Annotated in this window: 10 protein-coding genes; 1 reads left to right on the top strand and 9 read right to left on the bottom strand. The window is 66.7% G+C overall.

Annotated elements, in window-relative coordinates; translation table 11 throughout:
• The first annotated feature begins 165 nt into the window (after nt 1-165).
• A complete protein-coding gene (locus tag ACGFZ3_RS00255; RefSeq protein WP_392914932.1) occupies nt 166-1,422 on the top strand; it encodes a zinc-dependent metalloprotease in 1,257 nt (418 codons plus the stop codon).
• Between the two features lie 69 nt (nt 1,423-1,491).
• On the opposite strand, the gene lpxH is transcribed toward ACGFZ3_RS00255, so the two are convergent.
• From lpxH to ACGFZ3_RS00300, 9 genes are all read right to left on the bottom strand, one after another.
• A complete protein-coding gene (lpxH, locus tag ACGFZ3_RS00260; RefSeq protein WP_392914935.1) occupies nt 1,492-2,232 on the bottom strand; it encodes a UDP-2,3-diacylglucosamine diphosphatase in 741 nt (246 codons plus the stop codon).
• Nucleotides 2,233-2,257: 25 nt separating this feature from the next.
• The gene (locus tag ACGFZ3_RS00265) at nt 2,258-2,797 is read right to left on the bottom strand and encodes a phosphatase PAP2 family protein (protein ID WP_392914938.1); all 540 of its coding nucleotides are present in this window, start codon (nt 2,795-2,797) and stop codon (nt 2,258-2,260) included.
• A complete protein-coding gene (locus tag ACGFZ3_RS00270) occupies nt 2,778-3,914 on the bottom strand; it encodes a glycosyltransferase family 4 protein (protein WP_392914941.1) in 1,137 nt (378 codons plus the stop codon). The genes ACGFZ3_RS00265 and ACGFZ3_RS00270 overlap by 20 nt, the downstream gene beginning before the upstream one ends.
• Before the next feature lie 146 nt (nt 3,915-4,060).
• Nucleotides 4,061-6,979 (bottom strand): TonB-dependent receptor domain-containing protein, encoded by a 2,919-nt coding sequence (locus tag ACGFZ3_RS00275; protein WP_392914943.1) that lies wholly within the window; start codon nt 6,977-6,979, stop codon nt 4,061-4,063.
• Between the two features lie 345 nt (nt 6,980-7,324).
• Nucleotides 7,325-8,851 (bottom strand): exopolyphosphatase, encoded by a 1,527-nt coding sequence (ppx, locus tag ACGFZ3_RS00280; RefSeq protein ID WP_392914946.1) that lies wholly within the window; start codon nt 8,849-8,851, stop codon nt 7,325-7,327.
• A gap of 132 nt (nt 8,852-8,983) precedes the next feature.
• On the bottom strand, nt 8,984-11,065 hold the full coding sequence (gene ppk1, locus ACGFZ3_RS00285; protein WP_392914949.1) for a polyphosphate kinase 1: 2,082 nt from the start codon (nt 11,063-11,065) through the stop codon (nt 8,984-8,986).
• Nucleotides 11,062-12,402, bottom strand: coding sequence for a phosphate regulon sensor histidine kinase PhoR (gene phoR / locus ACGFZ3_RS00290; RefSeq protein ID WP_392914951.1), 1,341 nt, complete (start codon nt 12,400-12,402; stop codon nt 11,062-11,064). The genes ppk1 and phoR overlap by 4 nt, the downstream gene beginning before the upstream one ends.
• Nucleotides 12,403-12,419: 17 nt before the next feature.
• Entirely contained in the window at nt 12,420-13,109 is a 690-nt protein-coding gene (gene phoB, locus ACGFZ3_RS00295) for a phosphate regulon transcriptional regulator PhoB (RefSeq protein WP_019185815.1), read from the bottom strand.
• 112 nt (nt 13,110-13,221) lie between these two features.
• Nucleotides 13,222-14,862, bottom strand: coding sequence for a M48 family metalloprotease (locus tag ACGFZ3_RS00300; protein WP_392914955.1), 1,641 nt, complete (start codon nt 14,860-14,862; stop codon nt 13,222-13,224).
• Between the last annotated feature and the right edge of the window lie 64 nt (nt 14,863-14,926).

Here is a 14,926-nt window from a genome sequence, read left to right on the forward strand (position 1 = left end):
CGCGACGTAACTGAACCGCTGTGGCCGCCGGTCACAGTTCGGAAATCTCATTGGTGCGCTCTATTGAATTCACGCGATCGATTGGCGCCAGATGGTGTGGCCTGCCGACAGGGGCGGTGGCGCGAACACGTTCACTTCCGAAGTTCACTCAACGAGAGAGGCGACATGATGTCCAGTTCGATGAGAAAGACCGCAGGTGCGATCACGTTGTTCCTGGCCGCCATGGGTACGGCGGCGGCGGCTCCCCTGTTCCAGCCGGTGACGGTGTTGAGCCGGGCGGGTGCGGCCAGCCAACCGGCCGCGCAGGCCGTGCTTGCGGCGCCCTCCAGCGCTGCGGTGCAGGAGGTCCGCGTTGAGGCAGGCGCGGTGATCGCGGCGCAGCGGCAGCTGGAGTTCGAGCTGCTCGGCACGTCCGTGCAGGCAGTGCAGCAGCGGGTGGAAAACCTGCCCGATGGGGGCAGCATCTGGTACGGAAGCCTGCAGAGCGCGGGGTCGAAACTGACCCGGCAGGCCGGTACGCAGGACCCGGGCAACTCGGTGATCCTGGTGCGCAACGGCGACACGGTCACCGGTTCAATCCGCAAGGACGGCACGCTGTACCGGCTGCGTCCGCTCAGTGATGGCCGCCATGTGCTGGTGCAGGTGGACGAATCGCGCATGCCGGCCGAACACCCGGCCGACTACAACACGCTGCCGAAGATCGAAATGCCGGCCAGCGATCGCGCCGGCATTGCGGCGGCCTCGTCGGGCACGCCCGCTACCATCCGCGTGCTGGTGGTCGCTACCAATGCAGCGGTCAGCGCTTATGGCGGCAACATGCAGTCGCTGGTACAGCTGGCGGTGGCCGAATCCAACCAGGGCTACACCAACAGCAACGTGGGCATCACGATGCAGCTGGCCGGGTACCAGGCCGTGGCGTATACCGAGTCGGGCAACTTCAGTACCGACCTGGCGCGCTTCCGCTCGACCAATGATGGGTACATGGATGCCATCCACACCACCCGCAACAGCACGGCGGCGGACGTGGCGGTGCTGATCATCAACAACAGCAGCTACTGCGGGTTGGCCTCGGGTATCGGCTCCACCGCGTCCAGCGCGTTCGCAGCGGTGTACTGGGACTGCGCCACCGGCTACTACTCGTTCGCGCATGAAATCGGCCACCTGCAGAGCGCGCGGCACGACATCGCCACCGACTCCAGCACCTCGCCCTATGCGTATGGTCACGGGTACCGTTACCAGCCGGCCACCGGTTCGCGCTGGCGCACCATCATGGCCTACGACTGCACCTCCGGCTGCCCGCGCCTGAACTTCTGGTCCAATCCCAACATCAGCTACAACGGGATTCCGATGGGCATCGCCTCCAGTGCGGACAACCAGCGCGTGCTGGTCAACACCAAGGCGGCAGTGGCTGCGTTCCGCTGATGGTTTCCGGAGCACACGACCAACGGTCGTGTGCTACCGGGCAGGTATCGACCGTTGGTCGATACGCTCCTATGTCAATGAATCCAGCGTCCACCCCTGCGGGGTGACGCGCAGTACCGAACCCTGCTCGTACCAGTCGCCCAGCACGATGCGCGTGCATGCGCGGCCGCCGGCCTGCAGGCTGTGGATCGCCGGGCGGTGGGTATGCCCATGGATCAGGGTGTCCACGCCATGGCGCACGAAGGTGGCGGTCACTTCGTCGGGTGCGACGTCGGTGACGGTCTCGAAGGTGGCGCGGTCGCCCTGTTTCATTTCCGACTGGCGCGCCTGGCTGGCGTCGCGCGCCTTCTGTGCGAAGGCGATACGGGCAGCCAGCGGCTGGGCGAGGAACTGGGCCTGGAACACCGGGTCGCGGGTCTGCGCACGGAACTGCTGGTAGGCCACGTCATCGGTGCACAACAGGTCGCCGTGCTGCAGCAGCACCGGGGTGCCGTACAGGTCGATCACGCTCGGGTCGGGCAGGATGCGGAAGCCGGCGCGACGGGCGTAATCCTCGCCCACCAGGAAATCGCGGTTGCCGCGGATGAAGTAGACAGGCACCCCGGCGGCAGTGACCGCCTTGAGCGCATCGGCCACTGCGTCGGCGGCGGGGGAGGGGGTGTCATCGCCGATCCAGGCTTCGAACAGGTCGCCCAGGATATACAGGGCATCGGCCTGCATTGCCTCGCGGCGGAGGAAGTCCAGGAACAGATCGGTGATGGCTGGACGGCTCGGGTCCAGGTGCAGATCGGAGATGAACAGCGTAGTCATGCCGCCATTGTATTAGGTTGTCCCGTCACACCGGCAACGGCAACCACTGCAGGCTCGCCCCGGCCAACGCGGTGGCAATCGCCGTCGCCGCCAGCACGTCGCTGGGGTAATGCAGCCCCAGCACCACCCGCGACACACCGACTGCCGCAGTGAATGGCACCAGCACCGGTGCCAGCCACGGGTAGTAGGCCAGTGCGACGATGGTGAACGACACCGCATGCAGGGTGTGCCCGGAAGGGAAGCTGAATTCATCCAGTGGCGCCACCCAGGCACGTATGCGCAGATCGGCCGCGTAGGGGCGTGGGCGCCGGGTCCAGCGTTTCAGGGCCTTGTACAACAGCAGCGCCATCAGCCCGGTAGCGGCCATGTGCAGGGACGCGCGCAGGCCATCGAAGCCGTCCAGCAGCACCAGCGCCCCCATCAGCGCATACCAGAACACCCCGTCGCCGAGCCGGCTGACCACCGAGAAGGCGCGACGCACGCCGCGGTGCCGGCAGCAGTGATTGGCGCGCCGGCACCAGCGCGCTTCGCGCCCGCGCAGGCCATCAAGCGGCGTGGTCCGCATGCGCCCTCCGGGCACTGGCCAGTTCAGCAAGCAGGGCATCGAATTCGGCGACGACCTGCTGCGGGTGCAGTCGCGTCATCGCCTTGGCGGCGTTGTCGCCCAACCGTCTGCGCTCGGCATCGTCACCCGCCAGGCGCACGGCCGCGGCAACGAAGGCGCTGTCATCGTCCACCGCAACCCCGTTGTCATCAGTGCGCAGGTGTTCGCGCGCCGCGCCGTAATTGAACGCCACCGTGGCCACGCCACTGGCCATCGCTTCCAGCGTGACATTGCCGAAGGTCTCGCTGCGGCTGGGAAACAGGAACAGGTCGCCGCTGGCGAAGTGGCGGGCCAGCGCATCGCCGCGCTGCACGCCACAGAAGATGAAGTCCGGGTTTTCATGGGCCAGTTTCTCGCGGGCCGGGCCATCGCCCACCCATACAAAACGAGCCTTGGGCCGCACCTGCTGCAGCCGGCGGAACGCCTTCACCGCCAGTGCCAGGTTCTTTTCCGCAGCGATGCGCCCCACGTAGATGGCCGCGAAGCCGCTGCCGTCGATGCCCCATTCCTCGCGCAGTGCAGGATCGCGCCGGGTTGGTTCAAACTGGCTGCTGTCCACTGCGCGGGACAGCAGGCGCACCCGGTCGAAGCCCTGGTCGCCAAGGAACTGCTGCAGCTCCAAGGTGGGCACCAGGGTGGCATCGGCCTGGTTGTGGAAGCGCCGCATCCACCGCAGGGCGGCGGCCTGCAGCCAGGCCACGCCGTAGTCGGGCAGGTATTCGTCGAAGCGGGTGTGGAAGCCGGTGGCCACCGGAATGCCCAGGCGCCGCGCGGTGCGCAGTGCCGACCAGCCCAACGGACCTTCGGTGGCGATGTAGATGGCGTCCGGGCGCTGCTGCTGCCACTGCCGCGCCAGCCGCTTGGGCGCCGGCAGGCCGAAGCGCAGGCCGGGATAGCGGGGCAGCCCGGCGCCCTGCACCAGCAGCGCACCACCGGCATCGGTGTCGTCGGCCTGGCGCGGGCGGACCAGGTCCACCTCATGCCCGGCCGCGCGCAGTCCCTGTTCCAGCCCCTGCACGGTCAGGGCGACGCCATTGACTTCGGGGGGATACGTTTCAGTGACGATGGCATAGCGCATGGCGGGCCTCCGGTTTGCACGCATGCTCCGGGCTGGCGATGTAGCCGACATGACGGTGGCATGACCGGCGCATGACGCGGTGCCGGGCAAAAAAAAACCACGGCCCCGAAGGGCCGTGGTCATGGTGGATCAACCGCGTGTGGCGATCAGAAACGCTGCTGGTACTTCATGTAGATGAAGCGGCCGATGTCATAACCGCCGTAGTACGAGAAGGCCGAGTTCGGCTTGCTGTACATGATCGGGCCCAGCTTGTCGAAGACATTGTTCGCGCCGACCGAGACCGTGGCATCCCACGGCAGGCTGTAGCGCACCTGCACGTCGTGGAAGGTGACCGAACCGCGTTCGTTGTAGTTGCGCGAACCCTTGTACCAGGGAGCGTACTGGTTCGGATCCGAGCACTCTTCCGGGTACAGCGCGATGTTGGCGCACTGTTCCTTCACCCCGGAATAGTAGCGGGCGGTCCAGCTCATGCCGAACTTTTCCAGGTCCCAGCCCAGCACCAGGTTGGAGCGGACGCGGAAGCCGCTACCGATGCCGTTGGTGGTGGTCGGCACGACGCTGGCGTCGTTGGTCGAACGGTAGATGTTGCTGGACACGTAGGTGGTGGCCGAATTCAGCGAGAACTTGCCGAAGTCGGTATCCAGCCGGTAGTTCAGGTCCAGGTCGTAGCCTTCGGTTTCCAGGAAACCGGCGTTGCGGTTGCCGAACTTCAGGTTGGTCACGATGCCGGTGACCGGATCACGTTCGAAGCGCGAGCAGCGCGCGTCGATGCCCTGCTCGTAGCAGTCGATCAGGATCTGGGTCGGGGTGTCTGCAATGATGGTGTTGTCGATGCGGATCTTCCACCAGTCCAGCGAGGCATTGAAGTTCTGGATGAAGCCGGGGCTCCAGACCAGGCCCAGTGTCTTGCTCTTGGAGGTTTCCGGGGTCAGCGTCGGGTTGGAGCCGGAGGTGAACGGCACCGGGGTGGCATCGGTGGCCACGGTCACCGGCGTGCCGCCCTGGCGCAGCTGGCGGAACGTCGCGGCGTTGGCGATGTCACGCGAGCAGCGCGCGCGCACTTCGGCACTGGTGCGCGAGGAGCCGAACACGGTGTCGCACGGATCGCTGAACTGCGCGAAGGTTTCCGAACCGCCACCGAACAGGTCGTTGATGGTCGGCGAACGGAAGCCTTCAGCCCAGGTACCGCGCACCATCAGCGAGTCGATCGGCTTCCACTTGAAGCCGAACTTGCTGTTGAGCGTGTTGCCGAAGGTGTCGTAGTCCGAGAAGCGGGTGGCCCCGTTGAAGGTCAGTTCCTTTGCACCGGGCAGGTCGGCCAGTACCGGGATGTTGAGCTCCAGGTAGGCTTCGTTGACGGTGTAATCGCCACCGGTCGGGCCGGCCGCCAGGTTGGTGGTGGCTCCGGTCTGGGCCAGCGCATCGGGGGTGTACTTGCCTTCTTCCTTGCGGCTTTCAACGCCGAAGGCGAAGCCCAGGTCGCCGGCCGGCAGGGTGAAGATGGAACCGGCGATGTTGGCGAAGAAGTTCTTCGACGTGGTGCGGCCCTTGGTGGTTTCTTCCGGGAACAGCCAGGCCTGCAGATCTTCATTGCCGTACAGGCCGTTCGGCGCGGTCACGCCGTAGGCGACCAGCGGGTTCCACGGCTTGCATACGTCGAACGAGATCGGGGCGGCGGCGGTTCCGCACTGCACCTGGCCCGATGCGTTGAGGAACGAAGGACCCACGCCGCCGGCGACACGCGCCTTGTGCAGGTTGCCGGTGGCCACCGACTCCAGCTCATTACGGTTGTACTGGTAGCCTGCTTCCCAGTCGAAGTAGCGCTCACCGATGTCGAACGAACCGTCAAACGAAGCCACCGCACGGTAGGTCTTCAGGTTGCTGGTGGTCACCCGCGGCACTTCCCAGGTACGACGGTTCCAGGCGACGGCGGTCGGCGTGGCATAGCCGTGCTGGCTGCCGAACGGGTTGAAATAGCTGTTGACCGACATCGACCCGACGCCGGCGGTGCTGGACTGCAGGGGGTAGCCGGCGATCTGGCGGGTCGATTCGCGCTCGTTGTAGCCCAGCTCGGTGCGGAAGTTGATGCTGTCGGTGATCGCGAAACGACCATCGAAGTACACCGAATCGCGCTTGAGCGGATACATCACGTGCATCTGGTCGTTGGCGTTGCTCACATCACCGGTGAACGGGGTGGTGTCGGTGCGGTGGTAGTTGCCCGGCAGCGTCGGATCCGAACCGCGGTTGAGCGAGTAGCCGCAGCCGGCGGTGGCCGTGCAACCCGGGCCGCGCAGGCCGGTGATCTGGCCGTACTGGCTGATGGTGGTCCAGTTGCTGGAATCCAGCGGGTGGCGGTCGGTCATGCCGTACTGGCTGAAGCCGCGGTCGCGCGCCCACACGCCCTTTTCTTCGGCGTGTTCGGCCGACAGGGTCAGCGAGATGCGGTCGTTGCTCCAGCCGGCCACTACGTCGAAGCGATCGCGGGCGCCGTCGCCTTCGCTGTACTGGCCGTGGTAGACGTTGGCGGTAACGCCGGTGACGTTGCCGCGGGTGATGATGTTGACTACGCCCGCCATGGCGTCGGAACCGTAGATCGCCGACGCGCCATCCTTCAGCACTTCGATGCGCTCGACGGCCGAGACGGGCAGGGTGGACACGTCCTGGTAGCCGGAGGTGCTGATGCCCAGGCGCTTGCCGTTGACCAGCACCAGCGTGCGCTGGGTGCCCAGGTTGCGCATGTCGATGTAGGTGCCGCCGGCGTTTTCACCGGCGGTCAGCGCGTTGGCGCGGCTGATCGTCGGGCTGCCCATGGCGGTCACGTTCTGCAGGATGTCGGCGACCGAGCTGAACCCCTGGCGCTCGATGTCGGTGCGGCTGATGGCGAACACCGGCTGTGCGGTCTCCACGTCCACCGTACGGATGCGCGAACCGGTGATCTCGATGCGATCCAGGTTGGTGGGGTTCGGCGCGTCCTGTGCCATGGCCGGGGCGGCCGCCAGGCCAGCGGTACCGGCGACCAGGGCATAGCGGATCGCCTGCCCGAGTACGTTGATGCGTGAAGTCATTTGGCTCTCTCTCTGGTTCAGAACTGAATCAAAAGAGGTCGGCGGGGTCCCAAGTGCCCCCGCGTCCCTCGAAAACCCCACCCAAATGGGCGGGTGATTCGATCTTAGTCCCAGTCGTTAAGCCTGTGTAAAGCGTTTTGGCAAAAAAAATTCATCCTCTCGTAACAAAGGAGACAAATATCCCTATGAATCAAGGAATTGTGAATTTTTGCTGAACTGGTCCCATGTATCCTGATATGTCGCAATGTATCACGATGGTGCGACGCAGCACGTGGATCTGCGCACACCATCACGGATGGCGCGCAGTGTGTTTCGCGGCAAAGAGGCGGGTGCTGCGGACGCGGCTCAGGCCACGAACGGGCGGAACTGGACGCCGAGCCCGGCCATGCCGTCGGTTTCGCCGATCAGGTCGGCGCGCAGCAGCGGGCGGGCGTCGATGTAGGCTTGCGGCAGGATCAGCGACATCCGGCTGTCGTCGGCGCTGAGCTCCAGCGCCGGCACGGGGGTGTCTTCATGGGCACGGTTGAGCAGCACCGCCAGCCGGAGCAGGGCGGTCATGCGCCGGGCCGGCAACAGCAGGCGTTCGGGCAGGGCATCGAACGCGGATTTGGAGACATTGCGGCGGTGGCTGCGCACCAGCGCGGCCAACAGCTGCTGTTCCTGGCGCGAGAAGCCTGCGATGTCCGAGTTCTCCAGCACGTAGCTGCCATGCACGTGGTAGCCGCTGTGGGCGATCATCAGGCCCAGCTCATGCAGGCGCGCTGCCCAGCCGAGCATGCGTGCGTCGTCCGGGTCCAGTTTCCAGCTGCCTTCGACCTGGGCGAACAGGTCCAGCGCGGTGCGCTGCACGCGCTCGGCCTGGACGGTATCGATGCCGTAACGCAGGGTCAGCGCATCCACGGATTCGTCGCGCAGGTCGTTCTCGCTGGCGCGGCCGAGGATGTCGTACAGGATGCCTTCGCGCATCGCCGCCTTGCTGACCAGCAGCTTCTGCAGGCCCAACGCCTGGAACGCTGCTTCCAGCACCAGGATGCCACCGGCGATGATCGGGCGGCGGTCCGGCGACAGCCCCGGCAGGTTGATGTCTTCGATCCGCTTGGCCTTGAGCAGTTCATCGCGCAGCTGCGGCAGCGCTTCGGCGGTGATCGCGCCCTTGCTCAGCTTCATGGTGGCGCAGATTTCGCTGATCGCCTTGTGGGTGCCCGACGAGCCCAGCGCTTCGTGCCAGCCCAGCGAGCGGTACTTGGTGGCGAACTGCTGGAACTCGGCGCCGATCTCGGTCAGTGCATCCTTCCAGCGCCGCTTGCTCAGCTTGCCGCCCGGGAAGAAGCGCCGGGTGCTGGCGATGCAGCCGGCCTGCAGGCTTTCGCGCTCCAGGGTCTGCATGCCCTGGCCGATGATGAATTCGGTGGAGCCGCCGCCGATGTCGATCACCAGCCGGCGCTGGTCCGGCTTGGGCGGCTGCGCATGGGCCACGCCCAGGTAGATCAGGCGGGCCTCTTCGCGCCCGCTGACCACTTCGATGGCATGCCCCAGCGCGGTTTCGGCCGGCATCAGGAACGCCTGCGGCGAGCGCAGCTGGCGCACGGTGTTGGTGGCCAACGCGCGCACGCGCACCGAAGGAATGCCACGGATGCGCTGGCCGAACCGGGCCAGGCATTCCAGTGCGCGCTGGCGCGCGTCCGCCGAGAGGCCGCCCTTGCCATCCAGGCCATCGGCCATGCGCACTGTCTCGCGCAACCGGTCGACCACGCGCAGCTGCCCGAGCGTGTAGCGCGCGATGACCATGTGGAAACTGTTCGAACCGAGGTCGACGGCGGCGAGCAGGTCGCCATCCTGCAGGGCGGGCGGAGTCGTTGAGGTATGCGGCATGGGCGAATGGTAGCCGAAGCAGGGCCGCGCACGTCACCGCGCGACCTTCACATGATGCGACCGGTGCAGGGCGGTAGGTGCCCACCGTTGGTGGGCACGCAAGGAATCTACCGATGGCGTTGATGCAGCGCCCTACAGGCCCTGCATCAACGCCATCTGCGCCGAGTGCGGGGCCTGGTCGGGGCCGGGGCTGCATTTGCGGTACTCACCGTCGGCGTGCAGTTCCCAGGCGTTGAGGTTGTCGTCCAGGTAGTTCTGCAGCACGTCGCGGTAGACCTTGCGGGCCAGCTCCGGGTCCAGGATCGGGAAGCAGGTCTCCACCCGGCGCAGCAGGTTGCGCTCCAGCCAGTCGGCGCTGGCGCAGTACAGCTCGGACGCGCCGTCGTTGCCGAACCAGTAGACGCGGCTGTGTTCCAGGAAGCGGCCGACGATCGAGCGCACCCGGATGTTGTCCGAGATCCCCGGCACTCCCGGGCGCAACGTGCACGCCCCGCGCACGATCAGGTCGATCTGTACGCCGGCCTGCGACGCGGCATACAGCGCGCGCACCACCTGTGGTTCGTTGAGGGCGTTCATCTTGGCGATGATCCGCCCCGGGCGGCCATCGCGGGCCAGGTGCATCTCGCGTTCGATACGCTGCAGCAGCCCGTCGTGCAGGGTGAACGGCGACTGCAGCAGGCGCTTCAGGCGCGTGCGGGGGGCCAGCCCGGACAGCTGCTGGAACAGCAGGTGCACGTCGTTGCCGATGTCGGCATCGGCGGTGATCAGGCTCAGGTCGGTGTACGCCCGCGCGGTGCCGCTGTGGTAGTTGCCGGTGCCCAGGTGCACGTAACGGCGCAGCTTGCGGCCCTCGCGGCGCACGATCAGCAGCATCTTGGCGTGGGTCTTGTAGCCCACCACGCCGTACACCACCTGCACCCCCGCTTCCTGCAGGCGGTCGGCCAGGCCCAGGTTGGCTTCCTCGTCGAAGCGCGCACGCAGCTCGACCACCACGGTGACGTCCTTGCCGTTGCGCGCGGCCTGGATCAGCGCATCGACGATCAGCGAATCCTTGCCGGTGCGGTACAGGGTCTGCTTGATCGCCAGCACGTTCGGGTCCACCGCGGCCTGCTTGATCAGGTCCAGCACGGCGGTGAAGGCGTCGAAGGGGTGGTGCAGCAGCACGTCCTTGCGTGCCACCACTTCGAAGATGCCGTCGCTGTCACGCAGCGTGCGCGGGCTCATCGGCGGGTATTTCAGTTCCGGCCGGGCCAACAGGTCGTACAGCTGGATGACGCGGTTGAGGTTGACCGGGCCGTCGATGCGGTACACCGCGTTCTCGGTCAGGCCGAAGTTCTGCAGCAGGGTCCGCACGATGTCGCGCGGGCAGTCCTGGGCGATCTCCAGCCGCACCGCCGGCCGGTAGCCGCGGTCGACCAGCTCGTCGCGCAGCGCCAGCGCCAGGTTCTCCACTTCTTCCTCGTCCACCACCAGCTCGGAATTGCGGGTCACCCGGAACTGGTAGGCGCCTTGGACTTCCATGCCCGGGAACAGTTCACCGACGAACGTGGACAGCACCGAGGACAGGAACACGAACGTCTGCGGCCCGCCCAGGGTCTGCGGCAGCTGGATGATGCGCGGCAGCGAACGCGGCGCGCGCACGATGGCCAGGTGGCCGGCGCGGCCGAACGCGTCGGTGCCCTTGAGCACCACCACGATGTTCAGCGATTTGTTGAGGATCTTCGGGAACGGGTGCGACGGATCCAGGCCCAGCGGCGACAGCACCGGCATGATCTCGTTGCGGAAGTAGGCACGCAGCCAGCGTTTCTGGCGGTGGTTCCAGGAGTGCCGGCCCAGCACGTCAATGCCGGCCTCGTGCAACGCCGGGCGCAGCGTCTCGTTCCAGCAGCGGTACTGCTGGTCCACCAGCTCCGCGGCGCGGTCGTGGATGGCATTGAGGATCGTCTGCGGCGTCATGCCGTCCGGCGCCGGCGGCAGGCCGAATTCCTGCGCGTGGCGGACCGCGGCGGCGCGGATCTCGAAGAACTCGTCCAGGTTGGTGCAGGAGATGCACATGAAGCGCAGCCGCTCCAGCACCGGCACCTGCGGGTCCATCGCTTGGGCCAGCACGCGGAAGTTGAAATCCAGCTGCGACAGCTCGCGGTTGATGTACAGGGCCGGGTCGCGCAGTGGATCGGTGTCCGCCGGCACGGCGATGGGAACGAGGGTACTCATGCGGAGGAGTCTTCTGCAGAGGAAAGGGTGGCGACATCGGTGCGCTCGCGCACGTGGTCGGCATCGAAGTGGCACGAGAACACGCTGCCCCTGCCGACCTCGCTCTGGATCTCCAGGCGCGCGTGATGCAGGCCCAGGATGTGCTTGACGATCGACAGGCCCAGCCCAGTGCCGCCGCTTTCGCGCGAACGGCTGCTGGAAACGCGGTAGAAGCGTTCGGTCAGGCGTGGCAGGTGGGTGGCGGGAATACCATAACCGGTATCGCGTACCGCCAGCACCACGCCCTGTCCTTCGCGGGCCAGCTCCACCTCGACCCGGCCGCCGGCCGGGGTATAGCGCACCGCGTTGGTGACCAGGTTGGAGAAGGCGCTGTGCAGTTCCTTGTTGGAGCCCTGCAGGTCCACCCCGGCACTGTCGATCACGCTGATCTGGTGGCGGCCCTGGCTGTGCGCTTCGGCTTCCCGACGCAGCGTGGCCAGCATCGGCGCCATCGCCACGGCTTCTTCTTCGGTGTGTTCCTGCGATTCCAGCCGCGACAGGGTCAGCAGGTCTTCGACCAGCTGGGCCATGCGCTGGGACTGCTTGCGCATTTCTTCCAGCATCGGCCCGGTGCCGGGGAAATCCTCCGGTTCCATCATGTCCAGGTAACCGTGCACCACGGTCAGTGGCGTGCGCAGCTCGTGCGAGACATTGGCCACGAAATCGCGGCGCACCTGTTCCAGCCGCAGCAGCTTGCTGACATCGCGCGCGATCAGCAGCCAGTAGTCGGGCGAATAAGGGATCAGGCGCAGGTTGAGGCGGATCGCGGGGTCGACCGGCGAAGCCACGTCCAGGATCGGTTCGGCGTTGCGGCCGCCGGCCAGCCAGTGGGCCAGCGGCATCGGCTGCAGGCGCGCGACCAGCGCTTCGCCCAGATCGCCGGGGTGGTGCAGGCCGAGCAGCGTGGTCGCCGATTCGTTGAACCATTGCACGCGCTGGCTGTTGCGGTCCACCACCACCACGGCATCGGGCAACGCGGCCGCCGCCGCGCGGTAACTGCGCAGCATGTCCAGCAGGCGCCGCTTGCGCGTGCGCATCTCCAGCTGGTTGCGGTACAGCAGCCGGTCCAGCTCGTTCCAGACGCCGTTGCCGCCGCTCATGTCCCAGCGCTGGCGCGCGGTGAGCCGGCGCAGCACCCTGCGCAGCCGCCAGTAGTGCCAGGCCAGCGCGCCGATGGAGGCCAGGGCGATGCACATCCACATATGCCCGGTGGCGAGGCCCACCAGACCGGCTGCAAGCAGCAGCACAGCAAGGGTGGCAAGGGTTTTCAACCAGGCAGAGCGGATGTGGCGCGGCATTGCGGTCCCAGGAAAAATCAGGTCGAGGTGGAGAACCGGTAGCCGGCACCGCGCACGGTCTGCACCATGTTTTCAGCGCCGAACGGCTCCAGCGTCTTGCGCAGGCGGCGGATGTGCACGTCGATGGTGCGCTCTTCCACGTATACGCTGCCGCCCCATACATGGTCCAGCAACTGGGCGCGGGTGTACACGCGTTCGGGGTGGGTCATGAAGAAGTGCAGCAAGCGGTATTCGGTGGGGCCGATCGGCACCGGCTGGTCGCCGGCGAAAACCCGATGCGCGGCGCCGTCGATGCGGATCGTGCCCACTGCCACGCTGCCGTCCTCGTCGTCGTCGCGCGCACGCCGCATCACCGCACGGATGCGGGCCAGCAGCTCGCGGGCCGAGAACGGCTTGACCACATAGTCATCCACCCCGGCTTCAAGCCCGCCGACGCGGTCGTTTTCTTCGCCGCGCGCGGTCAGCATGATGATCGGGACCTCGCGGGTGAGGGCCTCTTTGCGCCAGCGCCGGGCCAGATCCAGCCCGCTGGTGCCCGGCAGCATCCAATCCAGCAGGATCAGGTCCGGCACGCGGTCGGCAATCGCCGTCTGCGCTTCGCGGGCGTCACCGGCGTGGATCGGGTCATAATCGCCCTTGCGCAGGGCAAAGGCGACCATTTCGCGGATCGCGGGTTCGTCATCGACGATCAGGATGCGTTTCTGCACGTGCCCACCGTATTGCTCATCAGACCGGGATTGAGCCCAGTAGACTACGGTTTCATGACATGTTTGTGACGGCCGGGAGGACATTGCCATCCTACGGTCATCCGGTCGCAGTTCAGCGCCGTTCCAGCTCCGGATCGTTGATGCCCTGCCGGCGCATCTCCAGCACGGTAGGGGTGATGCTCTCGATCCGCGCATCCACCCGGGCCCGGCCCACGTAATCCAGCGCAGGTTGCTTCTTGAGCGCCTGCAGCTGGATCAGCGCCTGCTCCGGCCGACCGTTCAGGAAAGCAGCCTCTGCGTAGGCCTCGCTGGCGCGCAGGGTGTCGCCGGCCAGCTCGCTGGCCCGCGCATAGCGCTGCTGGAACACTGGATCATTGCCACTTTGCGACAGCAGCGGCCGCAGCATGGCCTGCGCGCGCTGGCCCGCCTCGCGCCCTCCCTGTTCATTCAGGATCTCGGCGTAGGTCAGCGCCACCGGCCGGCTGCCAGGATGCTGGCGGAGCAGGGCGTCGAAGCGGGCATTGGCCTGCGCCGGTTGGCCCGAGCGCGACTCGGACTCGGCCAGCGCCAGCGCCACCCACAGGTTGTCCGGGTGGTCCTTGAGCAGTTCGGTGAGGTCGCGTCGGGCCTCGGCTGCGCTGCTGTTACGCAGGCGGGCCAGGGCCAGGCCATACCGCTGGGCGTCGTTGAGGCCGTTTTTCTGCGCGCGCTGCAGGTTCTGGTATTCGGTGGCCAGCTCGCCCGGGGTATCGGCGCTGAGCACGCGCAGGCGTTCGCGCGCCCACTCGAACTGGCCGGTGCCGCCCCGGCTGAGCGAATTCACCGAAATCTGCATCGACGCCGGCAACAGCGGGTTGTTGCGGCGGACCAACGGGTCGGACTGGGCCGGGTCGGCCGGGTCCACCCGTTCCTGGCGGACCCCGCCGGGTACCTCGGTGGTGAGCAGCACCGTGTCCTTTTTCATCTGCTCGGCGCGCGCCTTGGCTTCGCTGATGCGGGTGGTGTTGACCGGGTGGGTCTGCAGGAAATCCGGTACCGAGTAGCCGCCGGCATTGCCGCGCATGGAGGCGGACATGCGTTCGAAGAAGCCGGCCATCGCATCCACGTCGTAGCCACTGCGGGCCAGGGTGCGGATGCCCAGGCGGTCGGCCTCCGACTCGTTGCTGCGGGTGTAGTTGATCTGGCGCTGCTGCATCAGTCCCATGCCGGAGGTGATCGCGGCCATCGTCGCGTCGCCGGAGGAGTTGCCGCCGGCCTGCTGCGCGGCCACCACCGCCGCCAGCATGCCCAGCAGGATCGGGATCTGGTCGCGCTGTGCCCGTTCCACCCCGCGCAGCACATGCTGCTGGGTGACGTGGGCGATTTCGTGGGACAGCACCGCCGCCACCTCGTCTTCGCGTTCGGCGGTCAGTACCAGCCCGGCGTTGACCCCCACATAGCCGCCCAGGGTGGCAAAAGCGTTGATCTGCCGGTCCCGGAGCATGAAGAACGTATAGGACTGGCGCGGCTGGGCGCTGTTGGAACCCAGCCGCGCGCCCATGGTCTGCAGCCAGTCGTCCACCAGCGGGTCATCCAGCAGGAAGCCGTAGTTGCGCAGCTCGCGCAGCATCATGCCGCCGTACTCGGCCTGGCGGGCCGGGGTCAGCAGTTCGCCTGCCGATGAACCGATGTCCGGCAGCTTGCTGTCCTGGGCCGACGCCAAGGGCGCTGCCAGGACCAGGGTCAACGCAGCAGAGAGCAGCAAAGGTCGCAAACAGGTACTCCTTGGGCTGCGGGTGATCCGCAGTGTTGCGGTGATGACATGGAAAATCCAGCGC

Source organism: Stenotrophomonas sp. NPDC047960 (assembly GCF_043204395.1).
GTDB lineage: Bacteria > Pseudomonadota > Gammaproteobacteria > Xanthomonadales > Xanthomonadaceae > Stenotrophomonas.

What these genes read in the sequence shown, in the direction of transcription:
- ACGFZ3_RS00270 (WP_392914941.1), bottom strand. Translation starts at nt 3,914, where the DNA reads ATGCGCTATGCCATCGTCACTGAAACGTATCCCCCCGAAGTCAATGGC.
- ppx (WP_392914946.1), bottom strand. Translation starts at nt 8,851, where the DNA reads ATGCCGCATACCTCAACGACTCCGCCCGCCCTGCAGGATGGCGACCTG.
- ACGFZ3_RS00275 (WP_392914943.1), bottom strand. Translation starts at nt 6,979, where the DNA reads ATGACTTCACGCATCAACGTACTCGGGCAGGCGATCCGCTATGCCCTG.
- ppk1 (WP_392914949.1), bottom strand. Translation starts at nt 11,065, where the DNA reads ATGAGTACCCTCGTTCCCATCGCCGTGCCGGCGGACACCGATCCACTG.
- ACGFZ3_RS00255 (WP_392914932.1), top strand. Translation starts at nt 166, where the DNA reads ATGATGTCCAGTTCGATGAGAAAGACCGCAGGTGCGATCACGTTGTTC.
- ACGFZ3_RS00265 (WP_392914938.1), bottom strand. Translation starts at nt 2,797, where the DNA reads ATGCGGACCACGCCGCTTGATGGCCTGCGCGGGCGCGAAGCGCGCTGG.
- phoR (WP_392914951.1), bottom strand. Translation starts at nt 12,402, where the DNA reads ATGCCGCGCCACATCCGCTCTGCCTGGTTGAAAACCCTTGCCACCCTT.
- lpxH (WP_392914935.1), bottom strand. Translation starts at nt 2,232, where the DNA reads ATGACTACGCTGTTCATCTCCGATCTGCACCTGGACCCGAGCCGTCCA.